Here is a 26,003-nt window from a genome sequence, read left to right on the forward strand (position 1 = left end):
GCTTGAGCAGCGAGGCCACTCCACCCGCTGACGCCGGCGCGCCAGGGGGCGTGTGGAGCACGATCAGCCCACGCTTCGGCGCGACTCCCGATTGGCGCGCCGCTGCGAATCGAAGGCACTGGCCCGGGGGCCTCGCCCTGCTGTTCGTCATCGGGCTCGGCGGCTCGCTCGCGTTGCTAGCGGTATCGCTGCTCGCGGCGCGAACCGGCTATGTGAACACCCTCGAGACCGAGTTGCTCGAACGGCCCCTCGTGGAGCAACTGCTGCTCGTCGCGCTGATCGCGCCCGTGATCGAGGAGCTCGTGTTCCGGCTCCCTCTGGCCGCCCGCCTGCGCCTGGGCGTGCTCGCAGCCACCGGGGCCTTCGGGTTGCTGAACTTTGCGGGCGGCGACGGTCCCGTCACCGTCGTTGCGGCCGTCTTCGCCCTCATCGTGCTGCTCTCTGGAGCGCTGTGGATCCAGTCGCTCGTCGCCGGCGTAGCGCGGCCCGACGCCGCGATCGAGACCGGGCCGGAGCCTCCGACTTGGTGTGACAGCGTTGCTCGCTGGTGGGAGGCTCATCCGCGCTGGCCGGTGTGGTGCTCGCTCGCCGCGTTCGGCGTCGTGCATCTCGCCAACTACGACGTGAACTGGACCTTTGCCACGGTTGTCGTGGCACCGCTGGTGGTGAGCCCGCAGATCTGGCTGGGCCTCATGTTCACCATCGCGCGGGTGCGGTATGGCTGGTGGGCGGGCTTGGTACTGCACGCGTTCCACAACCTCGCGGTCTGGAGCGTGACTACCGCCGCCGGCTGATAAATCCCGGGGTCCGCCGCTTTTCCCGCTCTTGTTCGCCTTGCTCACGGGCCGCTCGGGCCCCGGCTTCGCCTCTGCGGCGCATCGGTACCCTTCAGCCTGATCGGGACTCCGCCATCAGTGAGCTTGCAGATCTTCGACACGATGACGCGGCGCAAGACCGCCTTCGTCCCGCGAACGCCGGGCGAGATCTCGATGTATGTCTGCGGACCGACGGTCTATGACGTACCTCACCTCGGCCACGGCCGCACCGCGCTGAGCTACGACGTCATCCGGCGGTACTTGGAGTGGTCTGGATATGAGGTGACGGTGGCGTCGAATGTCACCGACATCGACGACAAGATCGTGGAGCGCGCCCAGCGCGAGCAGCGCTCCGAGGCCGATGTCGCCGCCGAGTTCACTGCCGCATACGACGAGCAGATGGGCCGGCTCGGCGTGCTGCGGCCCCATTCGCGGCCCCATGCCACCCACTTCATCTCGCAGATGATCGACGTGATCGCTGAGCTGCGTTCGCTCGGTGCCGCGTACGACGTGCCGGGCAAGGGGGTGTACTTCGCTGTCGACGCTGCCCCCGGGTACGGCAAGTTGGCGGGCCGGACCATCGAGCAGCTCAGCGCCGACGCTGGCGCGCGCGTCGATGTCGATCCCGACAAACGCTCGCCGCTGGACTTCGCGCTGTGGAAGGCAGCGCAGCCGGGGGAGCCGCGCTGGGACACGCCGTGGGGGGAAGGCCGGCCCGGCTGGCACACCGAGTGCGTCGCGATGTCGCTCAGCGCGCTCGGGCCCGGCTTCGACATCCACGGCGGGGGCGACGACCTGGTCTTTCCCCACCACCAGAACGAGTGCGCCCAGGTGATCGCCATGGGCGAAGCGTTTGCCCGCTACTGGGTGCACAGCGCCATGGTGAACGTCGGCAGCCAGAAGATGGCCAAGTCGCTGGGCAACTACACCCAGCTCGCCGACGCGATCGACGCAGTCGGCCCCCGCGCTGTGCGCTTGCTGGTGCTGCAGACCCACTACCGGCGGACGATGGAGATGGGGTCCGACTCGCTTGAAGCAGCGCGCAGCGCTGTCGGCCGGCTCGATGCGTTTGCCCGGCGGATCGCCGCTGCGGGCATCGCGGACGGCATCGACGCAGCAGTGCGGCGGCCTGACATCGAACGCGGCGCCGTTCCCGACGTGGATGTCGAATCCGTAGCGGCGTTCGCAGCGGCTATGGACGACGATTTCTCCACACCCACAGCCCTCGATGTGATCTTTCGAATGGTGCGTCGTGCGAACGCTTCGCTGGACGAAGCAGTGCCTGTCGAAGCTTCCAGATCTGCTCGTACGGCGCTGCACCTGCTCGGCGTCCTGGGGCTCAGCTGCGGTGACGACGAATGCGAAGATCACCGTGACGGCGAGCTCGCCGATGCCGAGGTGGACGCATTGCTGGCACAACGGGCATCGGCGCGAGCATCTCGCGACTTCGACACCGCCGACCGCATTCGAGACGATCTGTCGGCCGCAGGCATCGTGGTCGCCGACGGCCCCGACGGCGCCACCTGGCACCGCGCCTGATCAGCCGGCGCCGGTTCGCTTCAGCCAGTCGTCGATGAGCCAGCCGGCGATCGACATCCCGCCACGCGGACACGGGGGCAGGCTGTCGGCGGTGTACCAACCGGCTTCGACGATCTCTTCGGGGTCGATCTCGATCTCGCCGGCTTCCCACTCGCAGGTGAAGCCGCACATCAGCGAGTGCGGGAAGGGCCACGGCTGGCTTCCGAAATAGCGGACGTTGCCGACCGTGACCTGGACTTCCTCGTAGACCTCCCGGGCCACGGCGTCCTCAAGGCTCTCACCGGGTTCGACAAAGCCGGCGAGCGCGCTGTAGAAGCGGCCGGGGAACTGCCGGCCCCATGCGAGCAGCACCTCGGGGCCGCGTTCGACGAGAACGATCATGGCGGGGCTGAGCCTCGGAAACGCCATGTGCCCGCACTCGCCGCAGACCCGTGCCCGATCGGATGGGTTGGTGGTGGTCGGGCTGCCGCAGCGCCCGCAATAGCGATGGGTTCGCTCGAACTCCACGATCTGTGCGGCGCGGCCGGCGATCTGCCAATGCTCGTCGGGAATGCGGCCGTAGAGCTTGCGCAGCGGCACGGGTTCGAGGTCGCCCTCGTCGAGCGGCGGTGCGTCGGCGGGGTCCATGTCGACAGCCCAGACGCCGCGGCCATCGAGCACGCCGAGGAATGAGGCAGGGGGCGAGCCGTTGCCGACGGGCGCCGTGGAGCTCGCGCACAGGCCGCTGCCCGGCTCGGTGAACACCGTGCCTGAGCGGATAGGAATCCAGACGCGCGACGTGTCGTCGAGGTCGTCAGGCGGCTGCGTCAGAACCGTGAACACCGGTCAAGTTGACCACACAGCGCCTATAGGCGCTGTGTCTGATGGTCCGCCGCTACAGGCGGCGCCGTGTTTGATGCTCCGGCGGCTACAGCCGCCGCTGTGTCGAATTGTCCGCCGCTATAGGCGGCGCTGTGTTTGATGCACCGGCGCCTAAAGGCGCCGGATGACCGTCACGACCTTGCCGTAGATGGTGACTTCGTCGGCGGGGCGGACGATCGGACTGTGGTTTTGATTTGCCGGTTCTAGGACGACGTTGTCGCCATCGCGCCGGTAGCGCTTGACGGTGCCTTCACCGCCATCGATGCCAGCGACGACGATGTCGCCAGGCTCCGCCTCGGGTTGGTGGCGCGCCACTACGTAGTCGCGATCCCAAATGCCGACATCGATCATCGAGTCGCCCCGCACCCGGAGCATGAAGAGCTCACCGCTGCCGGTGAAGTCGGCAGGCAGCGGCAGCAGTTCCTCGACGTTCTGCTGAGCGAGCACGTCGGTGCCTGCCGCGACCTCTCCGATGAGCGCCACGTGACGGGCCGGTCGCCGCTCGCCCTTCACCCCTGTCTGCCAGTCGCAGTTGATGATGAGCGCTCTGGGCCGCGACGGGTCGCGCCGGATCCATCCGTCGGCCTCAAGCGTTCGCAGGTGGCGGTGCACAGTCGCGGGCGAGTTGAGATTGACCTCGTCGCCGATCTCGCGCACGGACGGGGGATAGCCGCGCTCGCGCTGCATCACGTCGATGAACTCGAGCATGGCGCGCTGGCGCTCGTTGAGATGTGCGACCCGCTGACCTGCGGCGCTGGTTGTTGGCATGGTGAACCTTTCAGATCGGTCCCTGCAGCCCGGCATCTGTTGCCCGGCGTGCTCTGATGACCTCGTCGTCGGGAAGGAACTCTCGTTCCGGCCAGTACACTAACAACAAATGTTCCGGATAGCGCGCATTTGTTCGAAGCCTCAGCGCTCAGAGCGCACCCAGCGCACGAAGAGCACGTCATCGTGCGCGATCACGTGCTCCAGCGCGAAGGCGCGGGGTGGTGCCGCCGGTGAACCGCCGCTGGGCGCGGAGGCGATGCGTGGGGCATCGGTCCCCACGGCCAGCGGCGCGTGGGTCAAGTTCACCTCATCCACGAGATCGGCTGCCAGCAGGCTGGCGTTGAGCGCTGGCCCTCCCTCGCAGAGCACGACGCGCGCCCCCAGCGAACTCAGGTGCCGCAAGGCGGCAACCAGATCCACCGAACCGGTGCCAGCGCGTACAAGCTCCGCTCGGTCCGCCAACCGTTCTGCAGCGTCGCCGTTCGAGTCGACGGTGGTCATCACCAGCGGCAACGGTGCTGTAGGCGGGTCTGGCAGCTGGCTGAACAGCGGCAAGTCTGGGTCGACGCTGAGCGAACCGCTGACCACGGCAATGCGGGCTCCAGATTGCCGCGCCGGGCGGTACCGCTCGGCGTTTGCCGTGCGCGCACCCACAAGGATCGTGTCGGCCTGCGCGCGCAGCGCCCCGAACATCGCCTTGTCGGGCTCGCTCGAGAGTCCCCCCGACAGGCCGTCGATCGCCGCGGCGCCGTCGATGCTCGCGACCATGTTGAGCATCACCCAGGGACGGTCGGCGTGCGGTGCGCGTTGGGGGCCGGCGGCGTGCAGAGCATCGACGGGCTCGGGCGGCAGCGGGTACAGCCGGTGCACGCGGCGAGTCTGCCACCCGTTGCCCTCGGCGGGCGCTGTTGTGGGCGGTTATCCACAGCAGTCGGCAGTTATGCACAGGAAAGTCCCCATGAAGGGCTGTGCGTTGCCCACTTCCGATCCACAAGCGAGCGGTCGTAGCGTGCGCCTGTCGCAGGCGACTGCACGGGTCGGCAGGCGCGTCCCAGCGGGTCGACATCGGTTTGCGACACTGGTGCAGGAGGTCAGCGGTACGTGGCGATGACCGAGGCGCAGCGGGTGCGGGACGACGGCCCCGAGCACCGGCCTGCCGGCGCGCCCTTGCGCCTGCAGCGGCACTTCACCGCTGACGGCGATCACCCCTATGACACCGTGCGGTGGGAGCGCTTCGATGCGTCCATCACGAACGCGGTCGACGGATCAGTTGCGTTCTCGCAACCCGATGTCGAGTTCCCCGCCGATTGGAGCCCCACGGCAGTCAACATCGTTGCCCAGAAGTACTTCCGGGGCACACTCGGCACGCCGGAGCGGGAGCAGTCGCTGCGCCAGGTAATCGACCGCGTTGCCGGCACCATCACCCGGTGGGCGGTCAGCGACGGTTATTTCGCGTCGCCGGCTGAGGCGGCGACCTTCGAGGCAGAGCTGGCGTGGCTGCTGGTCCACCAGCGGGTGGCCTTCAACAGCCCGGTCTGGTTCAACATCGGCGTGAAGGGCGTGCCCCAGCAGGCGTCGGCCTGCTTCATACTCGCCGTCGACGACGAGATGGAATCGATCCTGGACTGGTACGTCACCGAGGGCCGGATCTTCAAGGGCGGCTCGGGTGCCGGGGTGAACCTGTCGGCGCTGCGGGCATCGTGCGAGCTGCTGTCGGGTGGCGGCACGGCGAGCGGCCCGGTCAGCTTCATGCGTGGCGCCGACGCGTCGGCGGGCACGATCCGCAGCGGCGGCAAGACCCGGCGGGCCGCCAAGATGGTGCTGCTCGACGCCGATCACCCCGATGTCGAGGCCTTTGTGTGGTGCAAGGCACGCGAGGAGCGCAAGGCACGGGCGCTGGCCACCGCCGGGTTCGACATGGATGTCGACGGCGCCGACTCATTCTCGGTGCAGTATCAGAATGCGAACAACTCGGTGAGGCTGCCCGACGAGTTCATGGAGGCGGTCGCTGCCGACGGCACTTGGGAGTTGCGGGCCCGCACGACCGGCGAGGTCACCGCTGTCATGCGTGCGCGCGACCTCCTTGCCCAGATTGCCCAAGCCGCCTGGGAATGCGCCGACCCTGGCGTGCAGTTCTCCACCACGATCAACAGCTGGCACACCGCGCCCGCCCACGGCCAGATCAGCGCCAGCAACCCATGCAGCGAGTACGTCCACCTCGACAACTCGGCCTGCAACCTGGCGAGCGTCAACCTGCTGCCCTTCTTCGGGGACCACGCCGCCGGCAGCGAGTTCGACATCGAGGGCTTCCGTCAGGCGGTGCGCATCACGTTCATCGCCCAGGACGTGCTGGTAAGCCACGCCGACTACCCGACGGAACTGATCGGCGAGACCTCCCGGAGCTTCCGCCAGCTCGGGCTGGGCTTCACGAATCTCGGGGCGCTGCTGATGGCAGCGGGCGTTCCCTACGACTCTCAGCAGGCCAGGGCGCTAGCGGCATCGCTCACCGCGCTCATGTGCGGCGAGGCGTACGCCACGTCCGCCGACCTGGCTGAGCGGCTCGGCGCCTTCGACGGCTTCGACGCGAACGCGGAGGCGATGTGCGGCGTGCTGGGCCGCCACCGCGACTCGCTGGACCGCATCGAGCCGTGTGCCGACCCGGCGGACGCCGGCACAGGCATGGCAGCGCTCACCGAGGAGCTGCGTGCCGCGGCGCGCGCTCGCTGGCGCCGTGCCACCTCGGGCTGCGAGTCTCATGGCGTTCGCAACTCTCAGGCCACGGTGATCGCTCCCACCGGGACGATCTCGTTCATGATGGACTGCGACACCACCGGGATCGAGCCCGATCTGGGCTTAGTGAAGCACAAGAAGCTGGTGGGCGGCGGCGATCTGCGCATCGTGAACTCGACGGTGCCCGTCGCGCTCAACCGGCTCGGCTACTCGCTCTCGGAGATCGCCGACATCGAGGCGCACATCCTCGCTACGGGCCACATCGCCGGCGCGCCGCACCTGGCCAGCGCTCACCGGGCGGTGTTCGCCTGCTCGATCGGCAGCGATGCCATCTCGCCGCAGGGCCACGTTGCGATGATGGCTGCCTGCCAGCCGTTCGTCTCGGGTGCGATCTCCAAGACCGTCAACCTGCCCGAATCGGCATCCGTCGGCGACATCGAGGACCTGATCGTCGAGTCGTGGCGGCTCGGGCTCAAGGCGGTGGCGATCTATCGCGACAACTGCAAGGTGAGCCAGCCCCTGTCGGTCGGCCCGGCCACCTCGTCGGCCGGTGCACCGGCCACTGCCGCGTCGGCCGAGGGGGCTGCGGCATCCGCTGCCGCCGCGCTGGGGAGTGCCGTGGTGCCGCCGCGCAACCGGCTGCCGCGCAGCCGCCAGTCGCGCACGTTCTCCTTCCGGGTCACCGACTGCCACGGCTTCATGACCGTCGGCGAGTACGACGACGGCCGGCCCGGCGAGATCTTCCTCACGGTGGCGAAGCAGGGGTCCACGCTGGCCGGGATCATGGATGCATTCGCCATCTCGGTCAGCCACGGCTTGCAGTACGGGGTGCCGCTGCGTTCCTACGTGGAGGCCTTCACCAATATGCGGTTCGAGCCTGCGGGGCTCACCGACGACCCTGAGCTGCGGATCGCCACGAGCATCGTCGACTACATCTTCCGCCGCCTGGCGCTCGAGTACCTGTCGTTCGACGAGCGCACCGACTTGGGCGTGCTCAGCGTCGACGAGCGCACCGATCCGCCGCTGCCTGGGCTCGAGAGCGCAACGGTCGAGAGCGCGATCGGTGTCGAACCGGCGCCCGACCCGCCGTCGCACCGCACTGAGGCCCGCTGGTATGCCGATGCACCGCTGTGCATGACCTGCGGCGACCGGATGGTGCGCGCCGGCTCGTGCTTTGCCTGCCGCTCCTGTGGCGCGACCAGCGGCTGCGGCTGAGAGGCTGAGCCGCGAGGCCGTCAGGCGCCTCGCTCGATCGGGCAGCACCCCGGAGCGCAGCTGTCCGGGTGTGGCCCGAGATGTCCGACCGCGGGCCGGTCGGCGCGCAGGCCTGCCGTCTCCTCCACGAGATCCGCCAGTGCCTCCACGAACAGCTGATGCGTACCGACCGACCGGGCTCGCACCATGGTGATGCCGGCGCGAGCGGCCGTGGCGCGTGCTGTGGTGTCGAGATCGACGAGCACTTCCATGTGGTCGGAGACGAAACCGAGCGGCACGACGAGGGCGGTACGGCAGCCTGCCGAACCGAGCTGGGCGAGACGGTCGCTGACGTCGGGTTCCAGCCACGGGACGTGCGGCGGGCCGCTGCGCGACTGGTACACCACCTCGATGTCACCGGTCAGGCCCGCCATGCCGGCGACTGTCTCGGCGGCATCGCGGAGCTGCGCCTCGTAGTTGCACGATGCAGCCATCCGGCTCGGAATGCTGTGCGCGGTGAACAGGGTGTGCACATCGCTGCGCAGGCGAGCGCCGTCGAGTGCCTCACGGATGCGTTCGGCCATGGCGCCTGCGAATCCGGGGTGATTGCCATAGACGCGCACCCGCGACAGGCGTGGTGCTCCGGGCAGCTCGTCGGCAGCTCGTGCAAGGTCTTCGTGGTACTGGCGGCAGCCCGAATACGAGCTGAATGCGGAGGTCACGATCACCGCCGCGTGGCGGCGGCCTTCGCCGGCCATCTGGCCGACGGTGTCACGCAGGTACGGGTGCCAGTTGCGATTGCCCCAATAGCACGCCAATGGCCTGCTGCGGCGAGCCAGCTCGCCCGACAGAGCCGCCCGCAACGCGCGGTTCTGCTCGTTGATCGGGCTCACGCCGCCATGACGCAGATACTGCTGGGAGACCTGAGCGAGTCGCTCGGCGGGCACGTCGCGTCCCCGGGTGACGTTCTGCAGGAACGGCATCACGTCGTCAGGACCCTCAGGCCCCCCGAACGACAGCAGCAGCACGGAATCGACCGACGAGGACCCGATGGCGGCTTCCGCCGGCGCTGCCCGGAACGACTGCACGGTGACCGGCCTGCGCTGCCCGAGCCCAGCGGCGTCACTGGCGCCGACCGTGGCGAGGGGAACAATGCGGGCGCGACCGGAAGCGACCAGCAACGGCACCGATGTGAGCGCAACGATCATCGCCGCCACGATGGTCACGCGGTAGCCGGCGCCGTCGATCAGCAAGCCGGCCAGCGGTGGCCCGGCGAGCCCGCCGATGCCTGCAGCGGTGTACAGCGCGCCCAAAACGCCGCCGAGGCCGGCGAGCCCGAAGAGCTCTGCCGCAACCGCTGGCGACAGTGCGATGAACCCGCCGTAGCTGCAGCCCATCACCAGCGCGTAGATCACGAGCACCGTGTAGTTGTCGCCGGCAAAGAGCCAGATCAGGTAGCTCAGCCCCATGATCGTGAAGGCGAGCTGGTACAGCCGCATGAGCGGCAGCACAGTCCCGAGTGCTCCCAGCACCAACCGTCCGAGCAGTGATGCGAGGCCGATGATGCTGATCAGCCACTGACCGCCCGGCTTGCCGAGGTCGTCGAGGTAGTCCTTGATGTAGATGATCGGCACGAACAGGCTGGCACTCAGGAGCATCATCGAGAAATAGAGCAGCGTGTAGCGCCGGTTGTGCATGAGCCTGAGCAGCGACGGCATCTCGCTCGGGGGCGCCACATGAGGCGGCCGCCGGGCGGCGATCGCTGCCAGCATGAGCAATCCCGTCGATGCGACAGCCAGCACTTGGTAGGTGTCCCGCCAGCCGTAGACGTCGATGAGCCGTTCGGCCCCCCAGGCGCCGGCGAACTGACCCAGTCCGATTCCGGCCACGGCGACACCCAGCGCCGCTGTGCGGTGACGCTCGAACCAGCCGCCGACCACCGAGACCATCGGGACGTACGCGCACGCCACGCTGATCCCCACGCCCAGCACGTAGGAGGTCATCGCCACCCACAGGCTCTGGGCCAGGCTGGTCGCCCAGAGACCGGCTCCGAGGGCGACGGCACCGGCGAAGAGCACACGTCTGGGTCCGTAGCGATCGCCGAGGCGACCGGTGAACACACCGAGCACGAAATAGAGGAACGTCGGGATCGCGAAGAGCAGCGAGGCCAGGCCGGTGCCGATGCCGAACTCGTCGCGGATGGAGTCGAGGACGACTCCGAAGCTGTAGGCCACACCGAAGACTGCGAAGGTGGCGAGCGAGGCCGACAGCGCGACCGCCCATCCCGCAGCCGAGTCCAGCTGGAGGCTCCGGGCGGTGACGCCCTCGTCGGCGGTTGTGCTCAAGGTCGTACGCCCGGTGCTGTGCAGTCAGCGCCGCCGCTGTCGACTCACCAGCGGCGCGAACGGGCACATTACTGCCGTACCGTTGCACCGGCAGGAGCCGATTCAGATTCGGAGGGGACCAGCGAGATGACCGCCCAGACCCTCAGCCACGGCGCCAGCAGCAGTCCAGTCGCCAGCGGTTCTGCCGCGGGCAGTCCCGATGTCATCGAGCGTCCCGACACCCGCACGACCGAGGGCGATCACGACCGCTTCTCTCACTACGTGAACAAGACGGCGCTGACCCGCTCGGCCGTCAGCGGCGAAGCGGTCGTGGCGCTGTGCGGCAAGAAGTGGGTGCCGACGCGAGACGGCGAGCGCTACCCGGTGTGCCCCGCCTGCAAGGAGATCTACGCCGGCCTGCGTTCGTGACGCAAGAAATTGGACAATGGCAGATCGCGGGACGCGACTAGCCTTGCGACCATCGTGACCGAACCAACCGTCGGCAAGTCTGGTTGCCGTCTGCGCGCCGTCGACTCATGAGCGCTGTGCTGACGACTTACTGCGCCGGAGCCCAGTGACCGACACACAGGTCCGGATACACGTGCCGGGCAATCACCTCATGGTCGGGGTGCTGGGACAGCGCGACGAGCACTTGCGGTTGGTGGCAGACCACTTTGCAGATGCCGACATCCACGTGCGCGGCAACGAGATCACCGTGGCCGGGCCCAGCGCAGCGCTCGTCGGGCAGGTCTTCGAGGAGATGGTGCACGTGCTCGAGGCCGGCCAGCGCATCGAGCCCGAGATGCTCGACCGCGTCATTGACATGGTCGAGGCCGACGAGAGCCCGAGCGACGTGCTGTCCGCCCCGATCGTGCGCGCGCCCAACGGCAGGGTGGTGCGGGCCAAGAGCGCCGGCCAGAAGCGCTACGTGGAGATGATCCGCTCCAACATTGTGACGTTTGCTGTCGGGCCGGCCGGCACCGGCAAGACGTGGCTTGCGGTGGCGCTTGCCGTCGATGCGCTGATGTCGAAGGCCGTGCGGCGCATCGTGCTCACCCGTCCGGCAGTGGAAGCGGGCGAACGGCTGGGCTTCCTGCCAGGGGATCTGATGGCCAAGATCGACCCGTATCTGGCCCCTTTGTATGACTCGCTGTACGACATGCTCGATGTGGAGACCGCTGCCAAGCTGCTCGAGCGCAAGACGATCGACGTAGCGCCGTTGGCATTCATGCGCGGCCGCACGCTCAACGACAGCTTCATCATCCTCGACGAGGCGCAGAACACCACACCCGAGCAGATGAAGATGTTCCTGACCCGCATCGGCTTCGGCTCCAAGGTGGTGGTGACCGGCGACCGCACGCAGATCGACGTGCCCGGCGGCAAGAGCGGGCTGATCGACGTGGAACAGGCGCTGGACGGCATTCCCGGGCTTGCGTTTGCGCGCCTCGGCAGGCGGGACATCACCCGGCATCGCATCGTGGGCGACATCGTGGCGGCGTATGACCGGCGTGACGCGAAACGCAACGGCAGCGAGTGAACGAGTGGCTGGTGGCTGCACCGGCGATGACGGCGTGCTGATCGCTGATCGTCAGAACGACGTGCAGATCGATGCCCGGCGCTACCGCGTGCTGGTGCGGCAGGTGCTGGAGGCCGAGGGTGTGCCGCCGGGCACCGAAACCGCCGTGACGTTCGTGGGCCGCGACGAGATGGCCGAGCTGAATGAAGCTCACATGGGTCACGCCGGGCCGACCGACGTGCTCGCCTTCCCGCTGGATCTGGTGCCGGGCCCGCAGGCGCCCGACGAGACCGGCGTTCAGCTGGCCGGCGACATCGTCGTGTGCCCAGCCATCGCTGCGGTGAACGCGGAGGCAGGCAAGGGGTCTCGCCCGGGCCACGACGGTACCGTCGCCGCGGAAATCGATTTGCTCGTGGTGCACGGCGTGCTGCACTTGCTCGGCATGGATCACGCGGAGCCCGCCGAAGCCGATGCCATGCGCGCTCGCGAGACTGAGCACTTGCACAGCTTGTGGAGCCATTCATGAACTGGGTGCTGGGCATTGTCGCGGCGGCAATCCTGCTCGCGGCGGCCATGTTCCTGCGACTGGTCGAGGCGACGTTCGTGCGTCTGGGCCGAGCCCGCGCATCGGGCCTCGACGAGTCCAACGGCAACGGAGAGCGTCACAACGGCGACCGCGACAACGGGCACCCGAGCGCCTCGCCGAAGGCCTCGCTGGAGCAGCTCGTGGAGGACCGCGAGGTGGTGCTGGGTCCGGTCTCGCTGCTGCGCGTGCTGGCCCAGGTGACGCTGGTGGGCGGTGTCACCTGGGTTGCCGCGAGCCGAACGGGAGCGGCGGGCATCGTGGCCGCCATTGCCGTGACGGCCGTCGTGCTGTTCGGCGTGACCGAGGCGATGCCCCGGCGCTGGGGGGTCGAGGCCAACGACCGTATGGCGCGGGTGCTCGCGCCGGTTGCTCGGGTGCTGAGCCGCACCGGACCGCTCGCTTGGGTGGCCCGGCTGCTGGCATTCCCCGCGAGAGCCGTGGGTCCCGCTGCGACGCAGGGCGACAGCGGCGAGGTCACCGAAGACGAGCTGGTAGCACTGGCATCGGCTGCGGCGCAGGCCAGCCTGATCGAGGACAGCGAGGCCGAGTTGATCGGCCAGATCATGGAGCTCGGCGACACCATCGTGCGTGAGGTGATGGTGCCTCGCCCCGACATGATCACCGTGAGCCTCGACGACAGCGTCGCTGATGCGCTGGAGAAAGTCATCGCCTCAGGCTTCACACGTCTGCCGGTGACCGACGCCAGTGTTGATGACCTTCGGGGAATCGTGCTGGCAAAGGATCTCGTTGCCGCCTACCTGCACGGCACGCCAACGGAGCGGCCGAGCTCGGACGGCGTGGTGACGTGCGCACAGGTGCTGCGGCCGGCCACCTTCGTGCCGGAGACGAAACGGGTCAGCGACCTGATGCGCGAGATGCAGGAGTCCAAGTCGCACCTGGCGATCGCCGTGGACGAGTACGGCGGCGTGGCAGGCCTCGTGACGCTGGAGGACATCATCGAGGAGCTCGTCGGCGAGATCGCCGACGAGTACGACGCGGACGAGGCGCTCGTCCAGGAAGCGGACGACGGCGCATTCATGTTCTCGGGGCGGCTGCCCGCGTCGCGGCTGGCCGAGGTGCTGGAGCTTCGACTGCCCGAGGGCGACTGGGACACGGTCGGCGGCTTGGTGCTCGACCGCATGGGCCATGTGCCAGAGACGGGCGAGACCACGGAACTCGATGGCTGGTGCCTGTCTGCACTCGAGGTGGCAGGCCGGCGTATCAACCTCGTCGGCGCCCGGCGGGGTGCCGATCCGGCGGGTTCCGGGTAGGCCCGGAGCGGGCGGTGCGCTCAGGCTTTGTGACCCTCGTGGGGCGCCCGAATGCAGGCAAGTCGACATTGCTGAACTGCCTGGTGGGCAGCAAGATCAGCATCACTTCCGCCAAGCCCCAGACCACTCGGCTGCGTGTCATGGGCGTGCGGCACCTGCCCGACGCGCAGATCGTCTTCGTCGACACGCCCGGCATCGCCAAGCCGGTCACGCCGCTGGGGGAGCAGCTCAACGAGACTGCCCGTACCGCCGTCACCGAGCTGGATCCGCTGGACGTGATCTGCATGGTGCTCGACGCCACAGCACCGCTCGGCCGTGGCGACCGCTTGATCTGGGAGTTGCTGCCGCCGGGCATCTCCACAGTGGTCGCGGTCACGAAGTGCGACCGGGCGTCGAGGGTCCAAGTGCTCGACCAGCTTTCCGCCGCCGCGGAGTTCGACGCCGATGCGTACTTCCCCGTGTCGGGAGTGAGCGGCGAGGGCACTGATGCCTTGATCAACCACTTGGCGGCCGGCCTGAGCGAGGGACCGGCGTACTTTCCTCCCGAGAGCATCACGGATCTGCCCGATGCGTGGCGCATCTCCGAGGCGGTGCGGGAGCAGTTGCTGGCGCGACTGGGTGACGAACTTCCTTACAGCATCGCGGTCCGTGTCACCGAATGGGAGCCAGACCGCATCCGCTGCGACATTGCCGTGGAGCGGCCTTCGCAGAAGGGCATCGTGATCGGCAAGGGCGGGCGGATGCTGCGAGAGGTGGGCACGGCGGCACGCCGCGAGCTGGGCCTCGACGGTGTCTATCTGGAGCTGCGGGTCCGCGTGGAGCCGGACTGGCAGCGCACCCCCGATGCAGTCGCCCGCATGCTCGCACCCGAGGCCCCCACCGAGCCTCTCGACTGAGGGCCCTGGTCTGCTCGCGCCTCAGGCGGGGTGCTGGTTGCGGATCGAGCTGAGGAACTCGATTGCTTCGACTTGATCGATGCTGCGGCGCATGGGCGGCAGCGGATCGAGCAGGCGCGAGCGGTAGCCGGCAGTGGCGAGCCGCGAGTCGAGCACCGCCACCACGCCGCGATCGACCGTGGTACGGATCAGCCGGCCCACTCCCTGGGCCAGCATGTCTGCCGCATTCGGCACGTCGACAGTCATGAAGGCATCGCTGCCCGCGGCCTCGCGCCGGGCTGCCGCGAGCGGCTCGTTGGGCCGGGTGAACGGGAGACGGTCAATCGCCAACAGCGACAGGGCCGGCCCGGCCACGTCCACGCCCTGCCAGAAGCTCATCGTGCCGCACACCACCGTGGCGGGATCGTCACCGAGCGCGTCGAGCAGAGCGGCATTCGACAGTTCGCCTCCCTGGCGCAACACCCGGATGCCGTTGAGATGTTCAGCGAGCGCATCAGCGGTGTCATTGAGTGCGCGCCAGCTCGTGAACAGCGCGAGCGTGCGCCCGCCGACTGCGACGACGAGCTCTGCCAGCTCGTCGATGGCTGCTGCCCGGTACGCATCGCTGGTGGGGGCGGGCAGGTGCCGGGCGCAGTACAGCAGCGCATTCGCTCGGTAGTCGAACGGGCTGTCCACTGCGAGATACGTGTGGTCGGCGGTGGGCACGCCGAGCCGGCCGACGAAGTGCGGGCCGAGCGTCGCGCTGGTGAGCACGCACGCGTGGCGGCCCCACAGCCGGCTCGCGAGCAGGTCTCCCACGTCGAGCGGCGCCAAGCGCAGCCGGCCTCGGCCTTCCACCAGGATGACCGTTCCCTGCGGGGGGTCCAGCGCGGCGCGCAGCGCAGTGAGTGATTCCGCTGCGATCCGCCCGACGCGTAGCCGCTCCAGATCGGCTGCGTCGCCGTCTGCCCCCGACCGCAGCTCGGAGGCGAGTTCGGCGACCCTGCTGTCGGCGACTTCGAGCAGGCTGGCCAGGTCGCCGGTGATCGCTCCCAGGCGTGTATCGCGCAGCGGTCCGAGCTCGTCGGCCAGTCGGTTCGACACATCAGCGACGGCATCCGCAGCTGTGCCCGCGGCGCCCACCGCCCGCGCCTCGGTGGCCAGACGTGTGAATCCCGCCGGTGTGATCTCCAGTCCGGCCACCTGGGTGACAACCGGCTCGAGCTGATGGGCCTCGTCGAACACGACGGCATCGTGCGGCCCGAACAGGTAGCCGTCGCCGAACAGGTCGATGCAGTAAAGGTGCTGGTTGGTCACCACGATTCCGGCCCGCGCGGAACGGGCCCGGGCTTCCTCGGCGAAGCAGCGGTGGCCCTCGGGGCAGCGCTCGGCGCCGATGCACTCGGTGCTGGTCACCGACACCGACGACCACACGCGTGCATCGGGCGCCACCGCCAGCTCCGAACGGTCGCCGGTGCGCGTTCGGGGCACCCACTGCTGGATCTCGGACAGCTGCTGCCGCCGGGCCAGCTCGGTGGGCGTGGCCGGGCCGTCACCTAGGTCGAACTGCTGCTGCGCGTACGCGCCGAAGCGATGGCGGCAGAGGTAGTTGTTGCGCCCCTTGAGCACCTCCCACCGGACTGGGCGCCCGAGCCGCTCGGCCATCCCGGCGGCCACCAGCGGCAGGTCCTTGCCGACGAGCTGGTCCTGCAGCGCCAACGTCGCGGTGGCGATCACCACTCGCTTGCCCCCAGCCGCAGCGAGCGCGGCAGGTATGAGGTAGGCGAGCGACTTGCCCACGCCCGTGCCTGCCTGGCACAGCAGCGTTCCACCGCCGGCCATCGCGTCATGCACTGCGGCTGCCATCTCGGCCTGGCCGTCTCGCTGCTCGCCGCCGCCGGGAAGCCCTGCGATCACCTGGCCGAGTACTGCAGCGGCATCGTCGGCGCCGGTGGCAGGGGCAAGGTCCCATGGCTCGTCGGACATCTGGCTCCATTCTGGACGGCGGGCGCAACGATCTGCGGCGGTGAGGGTTCTACCCTGCGCAGTGTGAACCGAGGTGCGGGAATCGATGTGTCGCGCCTGCCGACTCACGTGGCCTGTGTGATGGACGGCAACGGACGCTGGGCCCAGGCGCGCGGGCTGCCGCGTACCGAAGGTCATGCGGCCGGCGAGGAGGCCCTGATCGACACCGTCGAGGGCGCGGCCGAGATCGGCCTCCAGTGGCTCACCGTGTACGCGTTCAGCACGGAGAACTGGCGTCGCCCGCCTGCCGAGGTGCGCTTCCTCATGGGCTTCAACGAGTCGCTGCTGGTGCGGCGCAGCCATGAGCTGCACGAGCAGAACGTGCGGATCCGCTTTGTCGGGCGGCCCGATGCCCGTATCCCGCGCCGGGTCCGCGCCCGCATCGACGAGGCCGTCGAACTGACGGCGGCCAACACCGGCCTCACGTTCACGGTGGCGTTCAATTACGGCGGCAGGGCCGAGATCGTCGACGCTGCCGCCGGCCTGGTGCGCTCGGGTGTCCCCGCAGACGAGATCGACGAGGCAGCGCTTGTCAAGCATCTCTACGACGCCGAGATGCCCGAGGTCGACCTCATGATCCGGACCTCTGGCGAGCACCGGCTGTCGAACTTCCTGCTGTGGCAGATGGCCTACAGCGAGCTGCTGTTCACCGACACGCTCTGGCCCGACTTCCGGCGGGGAGACCTCTTCGACGCCATCGGCATCTACCAAGCCCGTGACCGGCGCTTCGGCGGCCTGAACCGCTGAGGCCGCACGCCCGCGACGCCCACCCGACACAGCGAAGGGGAAGCCTCCGCAGATGCAGTACCGGGATCGGGGGGTGGTGCTGCGCACTACCAAGCTCGGCGAGGCCGATCGGATCATCACGATCATCACCTCCGGGCACGGCAAGGTGCGCGCGGTGGCGAAGGGTGCGAGGCGCACTCGAAGCAAGCTGGCCGGCCACGTCGAGCCGCTGCGGCATGTCGATCTGCAGCTCTACCGGGGACGCGGCGAGCTCGACATCGTGACCGGCGCAGTGACGCTCGACCGCTGGCCGACGCTGCGCTCGGATCTCGACCGGCTGGGCACAGCCATGACGCTCGCCGAGGCAGTGGACCAGTCGGTGCACGACCGGGGCGACGATCCGGTGCCGTACCAGATGCTCGTCGGAGCGCTGGGCCGCCTCGACCAGGCCCACTCCGAGATGCTGCTGCCCGCGTTCCTGCTGCGCCTGCTGGCACACGAGGGCACTGCGCCGATGCTCGACGGGTGCGTGGTGGGCAGCGGCTGCGACGGTGCGCCCATCGTGGCCTTCGACCCCGCCAGCGGCGGTGTGACCTGCGCCACCCATCGCCGAGGCCGCTCCCTGTCTGCCGGAGCGCTCAAGATGCTGCGCTCGATCATCGACGGGCGGGTGAATGCCGTGCTCGACATCGAGCTGTCCTCCGACACGCATGAGGCCGCGGCGGCCGTCACCCGTATGTGGGAGTACCACATGGACCGGCGCCTCCGAAGCGCCGACCTGCTCGGCTGAGCTGGCCTAGCGGAAGAGGCGGGGGCGGCTGTCGGGGTTCTCGACGCTCTCGTGGAGCCGCTTGAAGCGCTTCTCTGCTCGTATGTCGGCGGTCGAGCGCCACCACCTGCGGCCTCGCCAGAACGCCCCGGCGAACGCCAGCAGCGCCAGCACGACCTGCGTGCGGGCCAATCCGCCGCACAGCGGATGCTGGCTCTCAGGCGGCACATAGTCCTGCCCGGTGGCACGCATCTCGGCAATAGCGTCGTCAACTGCGTTGCGAACCTCGTCAAGATCCACATCGGGCGGGGCCAGGCTCAGCAGCGGCATCGAGCAGGTCCAGTGGACCTGACCTTCCTGGATGTCCTCATACGGGCCGCTTAAGACCGGGAGCGGCAAGAACAGCACCATCATTCCGAGGAATGCACACAGGAAGACCACGGTGGTGTCGCGCAACCGCATAGCACCGATCCTAATGAGCGGCGGGCGGCCGGTGAAGCTCCGCCCGCCGAAATTCGCTCCGGCGCCCCTGCAGGCCCTCAGTACCCTTGCCGCCCGTGACGAACACCGCCGGCGCCGAATCCGAACAGCCGGGCCCTGATCCCGCGCTGTTCGACAAGATCGTCAATCTCTGCAAGCGCCGCGGCATCGTGTTCGGCTCGGCCGAGATCTACGGCGGTTTCCGCAGCGCGTACGACTACGGGCCGATCGGGGCGCAGCTCCTGCGCAACGTGAAGGACGCTTGGTGGCGCTCGATGGTGCAGATGCGCAGCGACGTGGTGGGCCTCGACGCATCCATCCTGGGCCCGCCGCAGATCTGGGAAGCCTCGGGGCACCTGAAGAACTTCACCGACCCGCTGGTGGACTGCACCTATTGCAAGACCCGCCACCGCCAGGACCAGCTCGACGACCCCGAGGTGTGCCCGAACTGCGGCCGGAGCGGCACGTTCACCGAGGCCCGGGCGTTCAACCTCATGTTCCGCACCCAGGCCGGGCCGGTGGAGGGCGCGGGCGCCGAGGTGTACCTGCGGCCCGAGACCGCCCAGGGCATGTTCGTGAACTTCAAGAACATCCTGGAGACGAGCCGCAAGCGGCCGCCGTTCGGCATCGCCCAGGTGGGCAAGTCGTTCCGCAACGAGATCACGCCGGGCAACTTCGTGTTCCGCACCCGCGAGTTCGAGCAGATGGAGCTGGAGTTCTTCGTGCCGCCCGCCGAGGCGCCGCAGTGGTACGAGTACTGGCTGGCCGAGCGGATGCAGTGGTATGCCGACCTGGGCATCCCCGCCCGTCAGCTTCGCCTGCGCGCCCATGACGCCGATGAGCTCAGCCACTACTCCAGCGGCACCAGCGACGTCGAGTTTCTGTTCCCGTGGGGCTGGGGCGAGCTCGAGGGCATCGCCAACCGCGGCGACTACGACCTGAGCCAGCACGCCGAACACTCGGGTCAGAAGCTGGAGTACTTCGATCAGGCCAGTGGCGAGCGGTACGTGCCGCACGTGATCGAGCCCGCTGCGGGGGCGACGCGGGCGCTCATGGCATTTCTGCTCGCTGCGTACCGCACCGAGAACGTCAACGACGAAGTGCGAACGGTGCTGGGCCTGCACCCGCGCTTGGCGCCGTACAAGGTGGCGGTGCTGCCGCTGTCACGCAAGGAGCCGCTGCCCGGGCTGGCAACCGAGGTGCTCGGGCTGTGCCAGCCGCGCTGGATGTGCGACTACGACGAGACCCAGGCCATCGGGCGCCGCTACCGCCGCCAGGACGAGATCGGCACGCCGCTGTGCGTCACCGTCGACTTCGACTCCATCGACGACCGCTGCGTCACCGTGCGCGACCGCGACACCATGGCCCAAGACCGTGTGCCCATTGGCGCTCTGGTCGAACATCTGGCTGATCGCTTGGATCTCTGAGCGCCATGGCGGACGCTGAGATCGGACTGAGCGCTCGCCAGCAGCAGGCCGTGGCCGAACTCAGCTTCGAGGAGCTGACCGCGGCTCTGCACCCGACGTTCGCGGGCGACGGCGGTGTAGTGCTGACGACCGGATTGGCGGCGTCGCCAGGAGCGGCATCGGGGCTGGTGGCGGTGGGCTCGGAGGCGGCGCTGGACCTGGCGTCGGCGGGCAGCACGGTGATCCTGGTTGCCACCGAGACGACGCCTGCCGATGTGGCCGCGATGGGCCTGTCGGCGGGGATTCTGACTGCCCGGGGCGGGTTGGCGAGCCATGCGGCGGTGGTGGCGCGGGGCTGGGGCATTCCGGCCGTGTGCGACGCCCGCGAGATCACGGTGGAGGCTGACTGCTTTGTGATCAACCACCGGCGCATCGCCAACGGCACGCCGATCTCGATCGACGGGTCCACCGGCGAGGTGATGCTGGGGGACCGTGAGATCGCGGGGTCGGCTGTCGGAGGGGCAGGGGCTGGCCCGGGGCCGGGTTCGGTGCTGCCGGCGGAGATCGCCGAGGTGCTGGATTGGGCGGATCGGGTTGCGGCCGGCCGGTTCGCCGTGCTCGCCAATGCGGACACAGCGGCCGATGCAGCGACGGCGCGAGCGCTTGGGGCGCAGGGCATCGGGTTGTGCCGCACCGAGCACATGTTCTTGGAGCCCGACCGGCTGGAGATCGTGCAGCATGTCGTGCTGCGCGGGCACGTCGAGCATGTCGACGATCTCGCAGCGGCCCAGCGAGCCGACTTTCGCGAGCTGCTGGCGGCCATGGACGGGCTGCCGGTCACCGTTCGGCTGCTCGATGCGCCCATGCACGAGTTCCTTGCCGGGGCAGACCCCGACGAGGCCGCACAGTGGCACGAGCACAACCCGATGCTGGGCGTGCGCGGCGTGCGACTCGGCCTGCTGCGCCCCGAGCTCTATGCCGCGCAGGTGGAGGCGCTCGCAGGGGCGGTGGCCGACCGTCGTGCCGCAGGCGGCGACCCCCGTGCCGAGATCATGGTGCCCCTGGTGTCCACGGCCCCTGAGCTTGCGGCTGCGGTGGGTGCCGTGCGTTCGGCGTGGGAGAGCGCCGATGCCGGTGCCCCGCCGCCGATCGGCACCATGATCGAGACGCCCCGTGCCTGCCTCATCGCAGGCGAGCTGGCGAGCGGCGTGGAGTTCGCCAGCTTCGGCACCAACGACCTCACCCAGATGACCTTCGGCTACAGCCGCGATGACACGGCGGCACAGGTCATTGCGCCCTATCTCGCTGACGGGCTGCTGGACGCCGACCCGTTCGCCTCGCTCGACCGTGCCGGCGTGGGCGAGCTCGTGAGCGCTGCGATGGAACGAGGGCGCGCCGCCAATCCAGGCCTGCGTGCCGGCATCTGCGGCGAGCACGGCGGCGACCCGGCCAGCATCGAATTCGCAGTACAAGCAGGCCTCGACTACGTGTCGTGCTCGCCCTACCGCGTCCCGATAGCCCGCCTAGCCGCCGCCCAAGTGTTGTTGGCGGCGAATTGAGGCACTTGAACGCGATCCCCTCGCCGGGGTGTGTTGCAGGCAGTTACTAGCGTCATCGGCAGATGAGCATTCGGGATTCCGACGTGCAGCGTGTGCGCGAGGCGACCGATCTTGTCGCGCTCATCGGCAGGCGGGTGAGCCTGAAGCGTGTCGGCAGCCGTCACGTGGGGCTGTGCCCTTTCCACACCGAGAAGACGCCGTCATTCAGCGTCAACGGCGCTGAGGGCTTCTACCACTGCTTCGGATGCAAGGCCTCGGGCGATGCCATCACGTTCCTGCGCGAGACCGAGCACCTGGACTTCGTCGAGGCAGTCGAGCAGTTGGCAGCTGCGGCGAACATCGAGCTCACCTACGACGCCCCTGGCGCACAGCGCGCCAACCAGCGCCGCAAAGAGCTCCTGGACCTGCTGGAACGCGCTGCTCGCTTCTACCACGAGCGCCTGATGAGCAGCCCCGATGCGGGCGAGGCGCGGGCGTACTTGCGACGGCGGGGCTACGACCGCGACACGGTGGTGAAGTGGCGCCTGGGCTACGCCCCGCCGCTCTGGGATGCCCTGCGCCAGCACCTCGATGCGCCGGCAGATCTGCTCGGAATGGCCGGCCTGGCGTCCCAGGTCTCTCGACGGGCAAGCAGCACGGGTGTCGAAGCCGACTCGGCAAACAGCAGTCGAGCGGAACAGGCGCCTGACTTCTTTCGGGACCGGGTCATGTTCCCTATCAGCGACGCCAGCGGCCGGGTGGTCAGCTTTAGCGGACGCATCCTGCCCCGGTCCGGCGAGCCGCCGGCGAAGGGGCCGAAGTACAAGAACACCGCCGGCACTGCCGTCTACGACAAGAGCAAGGTGCTCTACGGGCTGCACTTGGCCAAGCAGGCGGCACGCACATCGGAGCGAATCGTGGTGTGCGAGGGCAACACCGACGTCATCGGCTGCGATCTCGCGGGGATCTCCGAGGCAGTCGCCACGTGCGGCACATCGCTGACCAAGCAGCACGCCGAGCTGCTGTCGCGCTCCGCCAGGCGCATCGTGCTGGCGTTCGATGCGGATGCTGCGGGCCAGACTGCCGCCGAGCGGGTGCACCAATGGGAGCGGGAGTTCGGCCTCGACATCTTCGTTGCGGCGCTCCCGCCTGGCTCCGATCCGGGCGACCTCGCAGCGACCAACCCGCCTGCGCTGCGCAGGGCATTGGACGAAGCCCAACCGCTGCACACCTTCCGGGCCGAGCGGATCCTGGAGCGAGCCGACCTTGACAGTCCCTCAGGCCGCGATCGCGCAGCAGACGAAGCAGCCGAAGTGTTCGCCGTGTACCCAGCCGACGTACTGATCGACGCTGACTTGGAGCCGATTGCACGGCTCATCCCGATGGCAGTCGCGGACCTGCGCGAGCGCGTCGAATCGGCTCGGGAGCGACTGACCGACCGGACGAATTCCCCGGCTGCTGACTCGTACGATGCGCCGCCGCCTCCAGAGCCTGACGAGGGCTACTTCGACGACGCGTACCCGGGCGACAGGTGGGACCCGCCCGAGGCACCATCGCCGACGACGCACAGATCGAAGGGCCAAAGCCTCGAACGAAGCGTTGCAGCACGTGAGCAAGCCCTGCTCGAAGCGGCCGCTTCGGCGGACAGTGACGCTATGTCGCTCATCGTGCCCCAGTTGTTCTCGCTGCCTGAGACTCGTGAGGCGTACTTGCGCGTTGTCGGCGAGCCCGATTGGCGTGATCGTTTGAATTCCGACGTGCCCGATCGCGAATTGCTTGCCCAAGCGGCTGCCGGGGCCAGCGAGTTCAGGGAGGGCGAGGCACTCGACCGAGTGGCGATGGCACTGCATCGACACGTCCAGGAGACGATTCAGCTCATCCGCAACGGCGCCGAGATTCCGGGCGCCGAATCCGACTCTCAGCAGTCGGAGACCGAGCGACTGCGTCTGCGCCACGGCTGGCTTGTCTGGCTCCGCGAACGCGAAACCGAATTGCTGAATCCCGATTTGCGGGTCGGAGCGGCGGAGGCAGTGGCGGAATGGCTGCGCGCCAGTTGAGGGCGCCAACCGGCTGGCCGAGAGTGCTCCGGGGGTGGGGCTCGAACCCACGACAAACGGATTAACAGTCCGCTGCTCTGCCAACTGAGCTACCCCGGACCGAACGAGTCGCGCAGCGCCTCGAACGTGCGGAGCAACGATACTGAGTTGTTGTGCGCCGCTGACGGCGCGTTCGTCGTGCGCCGCTGACGGCACGGTCGCCGCGCGCCGCCGACAGTGAGTGGGCCGGGTGGGGATCGAACCCACGACCCAGCGATTATGAGTCGCCTGCTCTGACCACTGAGCTACCGGCCCGGTCGCACCGTACCGGCCCAGCGAGTGAGTCGGTCGCGAGCCAAACGAGGCCCTGAACCGAGAACAGGACCCGGTTCAGAGCCCCACAGCAGGGCTAGTAGGTTTCGCGCAAAGCGCCGCGGTGGCGCCATTGGGGAGGAGCATCCACGATGCACACAGGTCACTCGCGGCGCCACGCCGATCAACTCATGAGCGGGCGCCGCCGAGGGTCCCGGCGCTCGTTCGGCATTCGGCTGGGCGTGGTGCTTGCCGCCTTCGCCCTGATCGCGGTCGCCTGCGGCGGCACAGATGACGGCGACGGCGACGGCGACGGTGCGGCGCCGGCGGAGCCGGACACCACCGAGGCTGCCGTGGAAGCACCCTCCACCACACTGTCTGAGCAGGAAGAAGAGGTAGTCGAGGCCCGCGAGGCTGGCGAAGCCACGGGCGAGGACGTCCGTGAGACCGAGACCGGCCCGGTCCACGGGGGCAAGCTTGTGTACGGCATCGAGGCCGACTCGGCCAACCCGTTCGTCCACTACGCCACGTCGTGTGCCATCAGCTGCCGCATGATCTTCCGTGCCATCACCGACTCGCTGTACATCACCGATGCCGACGGCGAGATCGTGCCTCTGCTGGTGGAGTCGGAGGAGCACAGCGACGACTACATGACTTGGACGGTGACGATCCGCGACGGCATCAAGTTCCACGACGGCACCCCGCTGACCGGCGAGGCCGTGGCCTACAACATCAACCTCTGCCGCCTCAGTCAGCTCACCGGCCCGGCGTTCTTGGGCATCGACAGCGTTACCGGCGAAGGCCAGACGGTGACGGTCACGGCCAGCCCCGGCCAGCCTCTGGCGACCGGCGTCGGCCCGGCAGGCCGTGCCGAAGTCTGCGGCCAGATGTTCAGCCCGGCATGGATGGAAACGCTGCCCAACAACCCGCTGTATGTTTCGCCGGCATCGCCGCTGCCTGAGGCCGCTCGCGAGGCTGCCCTCGCGGCCGCCACCGGCGACCCCTCGGCGCCGGTCGGGCTGGGTGCCTTCAAGTTCGTCAGCTACACGCCGGGCAACGGCAACAGCTTCATCGCCGAGCGCAACCCCGACTACTGGCGTGGTGAGAACGGCATCACGGGCGAGAACCTGCCGTACCTGGACGAGATCGAGTTCGTGGTGGCCGTGGACATCCAGGGCCGTTCGAACGGTCTGAAAGCCGGCCAGTTCGACATCATCCACACGGCGAACGCCGATGAGATCGCCAAGTACGAGGGCGACGAGGACTTCGTGCTGCTGCAGGCCAACGACTTTGGCGAGACCAGCCACAACCTCATCAACGTCGCGTCGGGTGTGAACCCGGTGCTCACCTTCGTGAGGGGGGGCGACCCAACTGATGCGTCCCAACTCATCCAGATGGACCCGCTGGGCATCAATTCGACCAACCCGTTGGTGCATCTGAGCTGCCGCAAGGCGATGGCCCACGCGTTCGACGGCGAGCGCTTCGCCAACGAACGCCACCAAGGCTTGGTGCAGGTCGCGAACGGCCCGTTCCCGCCGGGCAGCGTGGGCCACCTGGAGGACTCCGGCTTCCCGACCTACGACGTCGAGGCTGCACAGGCAGAGTTCGAGCAGTGCAAGGCCGACAGCGGCCAGAACCCGGTGACGTTCTCGTTCAACACCACCAACGACGCGTTCAACGTGGAATCGAACGAGCTCATCGTGTCGATGTGGGACGATGCCTTCGGCGACGAGCTGGCAGTGACGATCGCGCCGATCGAGCAGGGCCAGTACATCGGCCTTGCACTGGCCGGAGTGTTCCAGATGCAGGGCTGGCGCAACCACGGCGGCGTGGATCCGGCTGAGCAGTGGTACTGGTGGAGCTCGGCAACGGCGAGTCCGGTGAACCCCGGCGTACCTGAGCTGGCGCTGAACTTCGGGCGCTTCCAGGATCCCGAGATCGACGCTGCCTACCAGGTCATCCGTCACAATCCGGACCCAGAGGCCCGGCGTGAAGCGGCAGAGGCGGTCAATCGGGCGTTCGGCAAGAACGTATGGAATCTGTGGACCTACTGGACCCTGTGGGGGGTCATCGCCAACCCGCGGGTGCAGAACATCACCGATCTGCCGATCCCCGACAACGCTGAGGGCGCCTTCCCGGTGATCTCCGGCAAGCATCACCTGGCGCAGATCTGGTGCACCGACGGGAACTGCCAGGGCTGAGCACCTACCAGAACGAAGGAGGAGGCGGCAG

20 protein-coding genes and 2 tRNA genes are annotated in these 26,003 nt (G+C 68.5%); 14 read left to right on the plus strand and 8 right to left on the minus strand.

All coding sequences use genetic code 11. The features are described 5' to 3' along the window. The first annotated feature begins 2 nt into the window (after window positions 1-2). The gene (locus tag ACOGXD_RS13350) at window positions 3-794 is read left to right on the plus strand and encodes a hypothetical protein (RefSeq protein WP_419915522.1); all 792 of its coding nucleotides are present in this window, start codon (window positions 3-5) and stop codon (window positions 792-794) included. 120 nt (window positions 795-914) lie between these two features. Next, window positions 915-2,354 (plus strand): cysteine--tRNA ligase, encoded by a 1,440-nt coding sequence (gene cysS / locus ACOGXD_RS13355; protein ID WP_419915523.1) that lies wholly within the window; start codon window positions 915-917, stop codon window positions 2,352-2,354. Here cysS and nudC read toward each other — a convergent pair whose 3' ends face one another. The 3 genes from nudC to ACOGXD_RS13370 form a co-directional block, all read right to left on the minus strand. Further along, entirely contained in the window at window positions 2,355-3,176 is an 822-nt protein-coding gene (gene nudC, locus ACOGXD_RS13360; protein ID WP_419915524.1) for an NAD(+) diphosphatase, read from the minus strand. A gap of 150 nt (window positions 3,177-3,326) precedes the next feature. After that, the gene (gene lexA, locus ACOGXD_RS13365; RefSeq protein ID WP_419915525.1) at window positions 3,327-3,983 is read right to left on the minus strand and encodes a transcriptional repressor LexA; all 657 of its coding nucleotides are present in this window, start codon (window positions 3,981-3,983) and stop codon (window positions 3,327-3,329) included. A gap of 141 nt (window positions 3,984-4,124) precedes the next feature. Beyond that, window positions 4,125-4,853 (minus strand): dihydrofolate reductase family protein, encoded by a 729-nt coding sequence (locus ACOGXD_RS13370; protein WP_419915526.1) that lies wholly within the window; start codon window positions 4,851-4,853, stop codon window positions 4,125-4,127. 237 nt (window positions 4,854-5,090) lie between these two features. Here ACOGXD_RS13370 and ACOGXD_RS13375 point away from each other — a divergent pair, with 237 nt between their 5' ends. After that, the gene (locus tag ACOGXD_RS13375) at window positions 5,091-7,928 is read left to right on the plus strand and encodes a vitamin B12-dependent ribonucleotide reductase (protein ID WP_419917408.1); all 2,838 of its coding nucleotides are present in this window, start codon (window positions 5,091-5,093) and stop codon (window positions 7,926-7,928) included. A 20-nt stretch (window positions 7,929-7,948) separates the two neighbouring features. Here ACOGXD_RS13375 and hemH read toward each other — a convergent pair whose 3' ends face one another. Further along, window positions 7,949-10,252 carry a ferrochelatase gene (gene hemH / locus ACOGXD_RS13380; protein WP_419915527.1) on the minus strand — a complete coding sequence of 768 codons (2,304 nt, stop codon included), beginning with the start codon at window positions 10,250-10,252 and terminating at the stop codon, window positions 7,949-7,951. 126 nt (window positions 10,253-10,378) lie between these two features. Between hemH and ACOGXD_RS13385 the strand changes: the two genes are divergently transcribed. The 5 genes from ACOGXD_RS13385 (at window position 10,379) to era (ending at window position 14,500) form a co-directional block, all read left to right on the plus strand. Then, window positions 10,379-10,660, plus strand: a complete 282-nt coding sequence (locus tag ACOGXD_RS13385) for a DUF3039 domain-containing protein (protein WP_419853333.1) — start codon at window positions 10,379-10,381, stop codon at window positions 10,658-10,660. Window positions 10,661-10,805: 145 nt separating this feature from the next. Continuing rightward, window positions 10,806-11,768 (plus strand): PhoH family protein, encoded by a 963-nt coding sequence (locus ACOGXD_RS13390; protein WP_419853334.1) that lies wholly within the window; start codon window positions 10,806-10,808, stop codon window positions 11,766-11,768. A gap of 4 nt (window positions 11,769-11,772) precedes the next feature. Then, window positions 11,773-12,273, plus strand: a complete 501-nt coding sequence (gene ybeY / locus ACOGXD_RS13395) for an rRNA maturation RNase YbeY (RefSeq protein WP_419915528.1) — start codon at window positions 11,773-11,775, stop codon at window positions 12,271-12,273. Beyond that, the gene (locus tag ACOGXD_RS13400; RefSeq protein WP_419915529.1) at window positions 12,270-13,604 is read left to right on the plus strand and encodes a hemolysin family protein; all 1,335 of its coding nucleotides are present in this window, start codon (window positions 12,270-12,272) and stop codon (window positions 13,602-13,604) included. The genes ybeY and ACOGXD_RS13400 overlap by 4 nt, the downstream gene beginning before the upstream one ends. A 14-nt stretch (window positions 13,605-13,618) precedes the next feature. Further along, a complete protein-coding gene (era, locus tag ACOGXD_RS13405) occupies window positions 13,619-14,500 on the plus strand; it encodes a GTPase Era (RefSeq protein ID WP_419915530.1) in 882 nt (293 codons plus the stop codon). 21 nt (window positions 14,501-14,521) lie between these two features. Here era and ACOGXD_RS13410 read toward each other — a convergent pair whose 3' ends face one another. Continuing rightward, window positions 14,522-16,465, minus strand: a complete 1,944-nt coding sequence (locus tag ACOGXD_RS13410) for an ATP-dependent DNA helicase (protein ID WP_419915531.1) — start codon at window positions 16,463-16,465, stop codon at window positions 14,522-14,524. Between the two features lie 63 nt (window positions 16,466-16,528). On the opposite strand from ACOGXD_RS13410, the gene uppS reads away from it, so the two are divergent. Further along, window positions 16,529-17,251: a polyprenyl diphosphate synthase gene (gene uppS, locus ACOGXD_RS13415; RefSeq protein WP_419915532.1), complete on the plus strand. Its 723-nt coding sequence runs from the start codon at window positions 16,529-16,531 to the stop codon at window positions 17,249-17,251. A gap of 52 nt (window positions 17,252-17,303) precedes the next feature. After that, window positions 17,304-18,020 (plus strand): DNA repair protein RecO, encoded by a 717-nt coding sequence (gene recO / locus ACOGXD_RS13420; protein WP_419853340.1) that lies wholly within the window; start codon window positions 17,304-17,306, stop codon window positions 18,018-18,020. A 6-nt stretch (window positions 18,021-18,026) separates the two neighbouring features. Here recO and ACOGXD_RS13425 read toward each other — a convergent pair whose 3' ends face one another. Then, window positions 18,027-18,461 carry a hypothetical protein gene (locus ACOGXD_RS13425; RefSeq protein WP_419853341.1) on the minus strand — a complete coding sequence of 145 codons (435 nt, stop codon included), beginning with the start codon at window positions 18,459-18,461 and terminating at the stop codon, window positions 18,027-18,029. Window positions 18,462-18,556: 95 nt separating this feature from the next. Here ACOGXD_RS13425 and ACOGXD_RS13430 point away from each other — a divergent pair, with 95 nt between their 5' ends. The 3 genes from ACOGXD_RS13430 (at window position 18,557) to dnaG (ending at window position 23,480) form a co-directional block, all read left to right on the plus strand. After that, window positions 18,557-19,906 (plus strand): glycine--tRNA ligase, encoded by a 1,350-nt coding sequence (locus tag ACOGXD_RS13430; protein ID WP_419915533.1) that lies wholly within the window; start codon window positions 18,557-18,559, stop codon window positions 19,904-19,906. A gap of 5 nt (window positions 19,907-19,911) precedes the next feature. Beyond that, window positions 19,912-21,444, plus strand: coding sequence for a putative PEP-binding protein (locus ACOGXD_RS13435; RefSeq protein ID WP_419915534.1), 1,533 nt, complete (start codon window positions 19,912-19,914; stop codon window positions 21,442-21,444). Window positions 21,445-21,506: 62 nt separating this feature from the next. Further along, window positions 21,507-23,480, plus strand: coding sequence for a DNA primase (gene dnaG / locus ACOGXD_RS13440; protein ID WP_419915535.1), 1,974 nt, complete (start codon window positions 21,507-21,509; stop codon window positions 23,478-23,480). 26 nt (window positions 23,481-23,506) lie between these two features. Here the strand turns inward: dnaG and ACOGXD_RS13445 are convergent. Next, a tRNA-Asn gene (locus ACOGXD_RS13445) sits at window positions 23,507-23,579 on the minus strand. 122 nt (window positions 23,580-23,701) lie between these two features. Next, window positions 23,702-23,774 (minus strand) — tRNA-Ile (locus ACOGXD_RS13450). A 149-nt stretch (window positions 23,775-23,923) separates the two neighbouring features. Between ACOGXD_RS13450 and ACOGXD_RS13455 the strand changes: the two genes are divergently transcribed. Next, complete coding sequence (locus ACOGXD_RS13455; RefSeq protein ID WP_419915536.1) at window positions 23,924-25,972, plus strand: ABC transporter substrate-binding protein; 2,049 nt, start codon at window positions 23,924-23,926, stop codon at window positions 25,970-25,972. The last annotated feature ends 31 nt before the right edge of the window (window positions 25,973-26,003 follow it).

The sequence above is a fragment of the Candidatus Poriferisodalis sp. genome, from assembly GCF_965204125.1.
Taxonomy (GTDB): Bacteria; Actinomycetota; Acidimicrobiia; order Acidimicrobiales; family Poriferisodalaceae; genus Poriferisodalis.

Excerpts from the sequence above, each read along its gene's own strand:
- ACOGXD_RS13375 (WP_419917408.1), top strand. The coding sequence starts at position 5,091 with ATGACCGAGGCGCAGCGGGTGCGGGACGACGGCCCCGAGCACCGGCCT.
- ACOGXD_RS13455 (WP_419915536.1), top strand. The coding sequence starts at position 23,924 with ATGCACACAGGTCACTCGCGGCGCCACGCCGATCAACTCATGAGCGGG.
- ACOGXD_RS13385 (WP_419853333.1), top strand. The coding sequence starts at position 10,379 with ATGACCGCCCAGACCCTCAGCCACGGCGCCAGCAGCAGTCCAGTCGCC.
- recO (WP_419853340.1), top strand. The coding sequence starts at position 17,304 with ATGCAGTACCGGGATCGGGGGGTGGTGCTGCGCACTACCAAGCTCGGC.
- ACOGXD_RS13410 (WP_419915531.1), bottom strand. The coding sequence starts at position 16,465 with ATGTCCGACGAGCCATGGGACCTTGCCCCTGCCACCGGCGCCGACGAT.
- ACOGXD_RS13400 (WP_419915529.1), top strand. The coding sequence starts at position 12,270 with ATGAACTGGGTGCTGGGCATTGTCGCGGCGGCAATCCTGCTCGCGGCG.
- lexA (WP_419915525.1), bottom strand. The coding sequence starts at position 3,983 with ATGCCAACAACCAGCGCCGCAGGTCAGCGGGTCGCACATCTCAACGAG.
- dnaG (WP_419915535.1), top strand. The coding sequence starts at position 21,507 with ATGAGCATTCGGGATTCCGACGTGCAGCGTGTGCGCGAGGCGACCGAT.
- ACOGXD_RS13425 (WP_419853341.1), bottom strand. The coding sequence starts at position 18,461 with ATGCGGTTGCGCGACACCACCGTGGTCTTCCTGTGTGCATTCCTCGGA.
- ACOGXD_RS13435 (WP_419915534.1), top strand. The coding sequence starts at position 19,912 with ATGGCGGACGCTGAGATCGGACTGAGCGCTCGCCAGCAGCAGGCCGTG.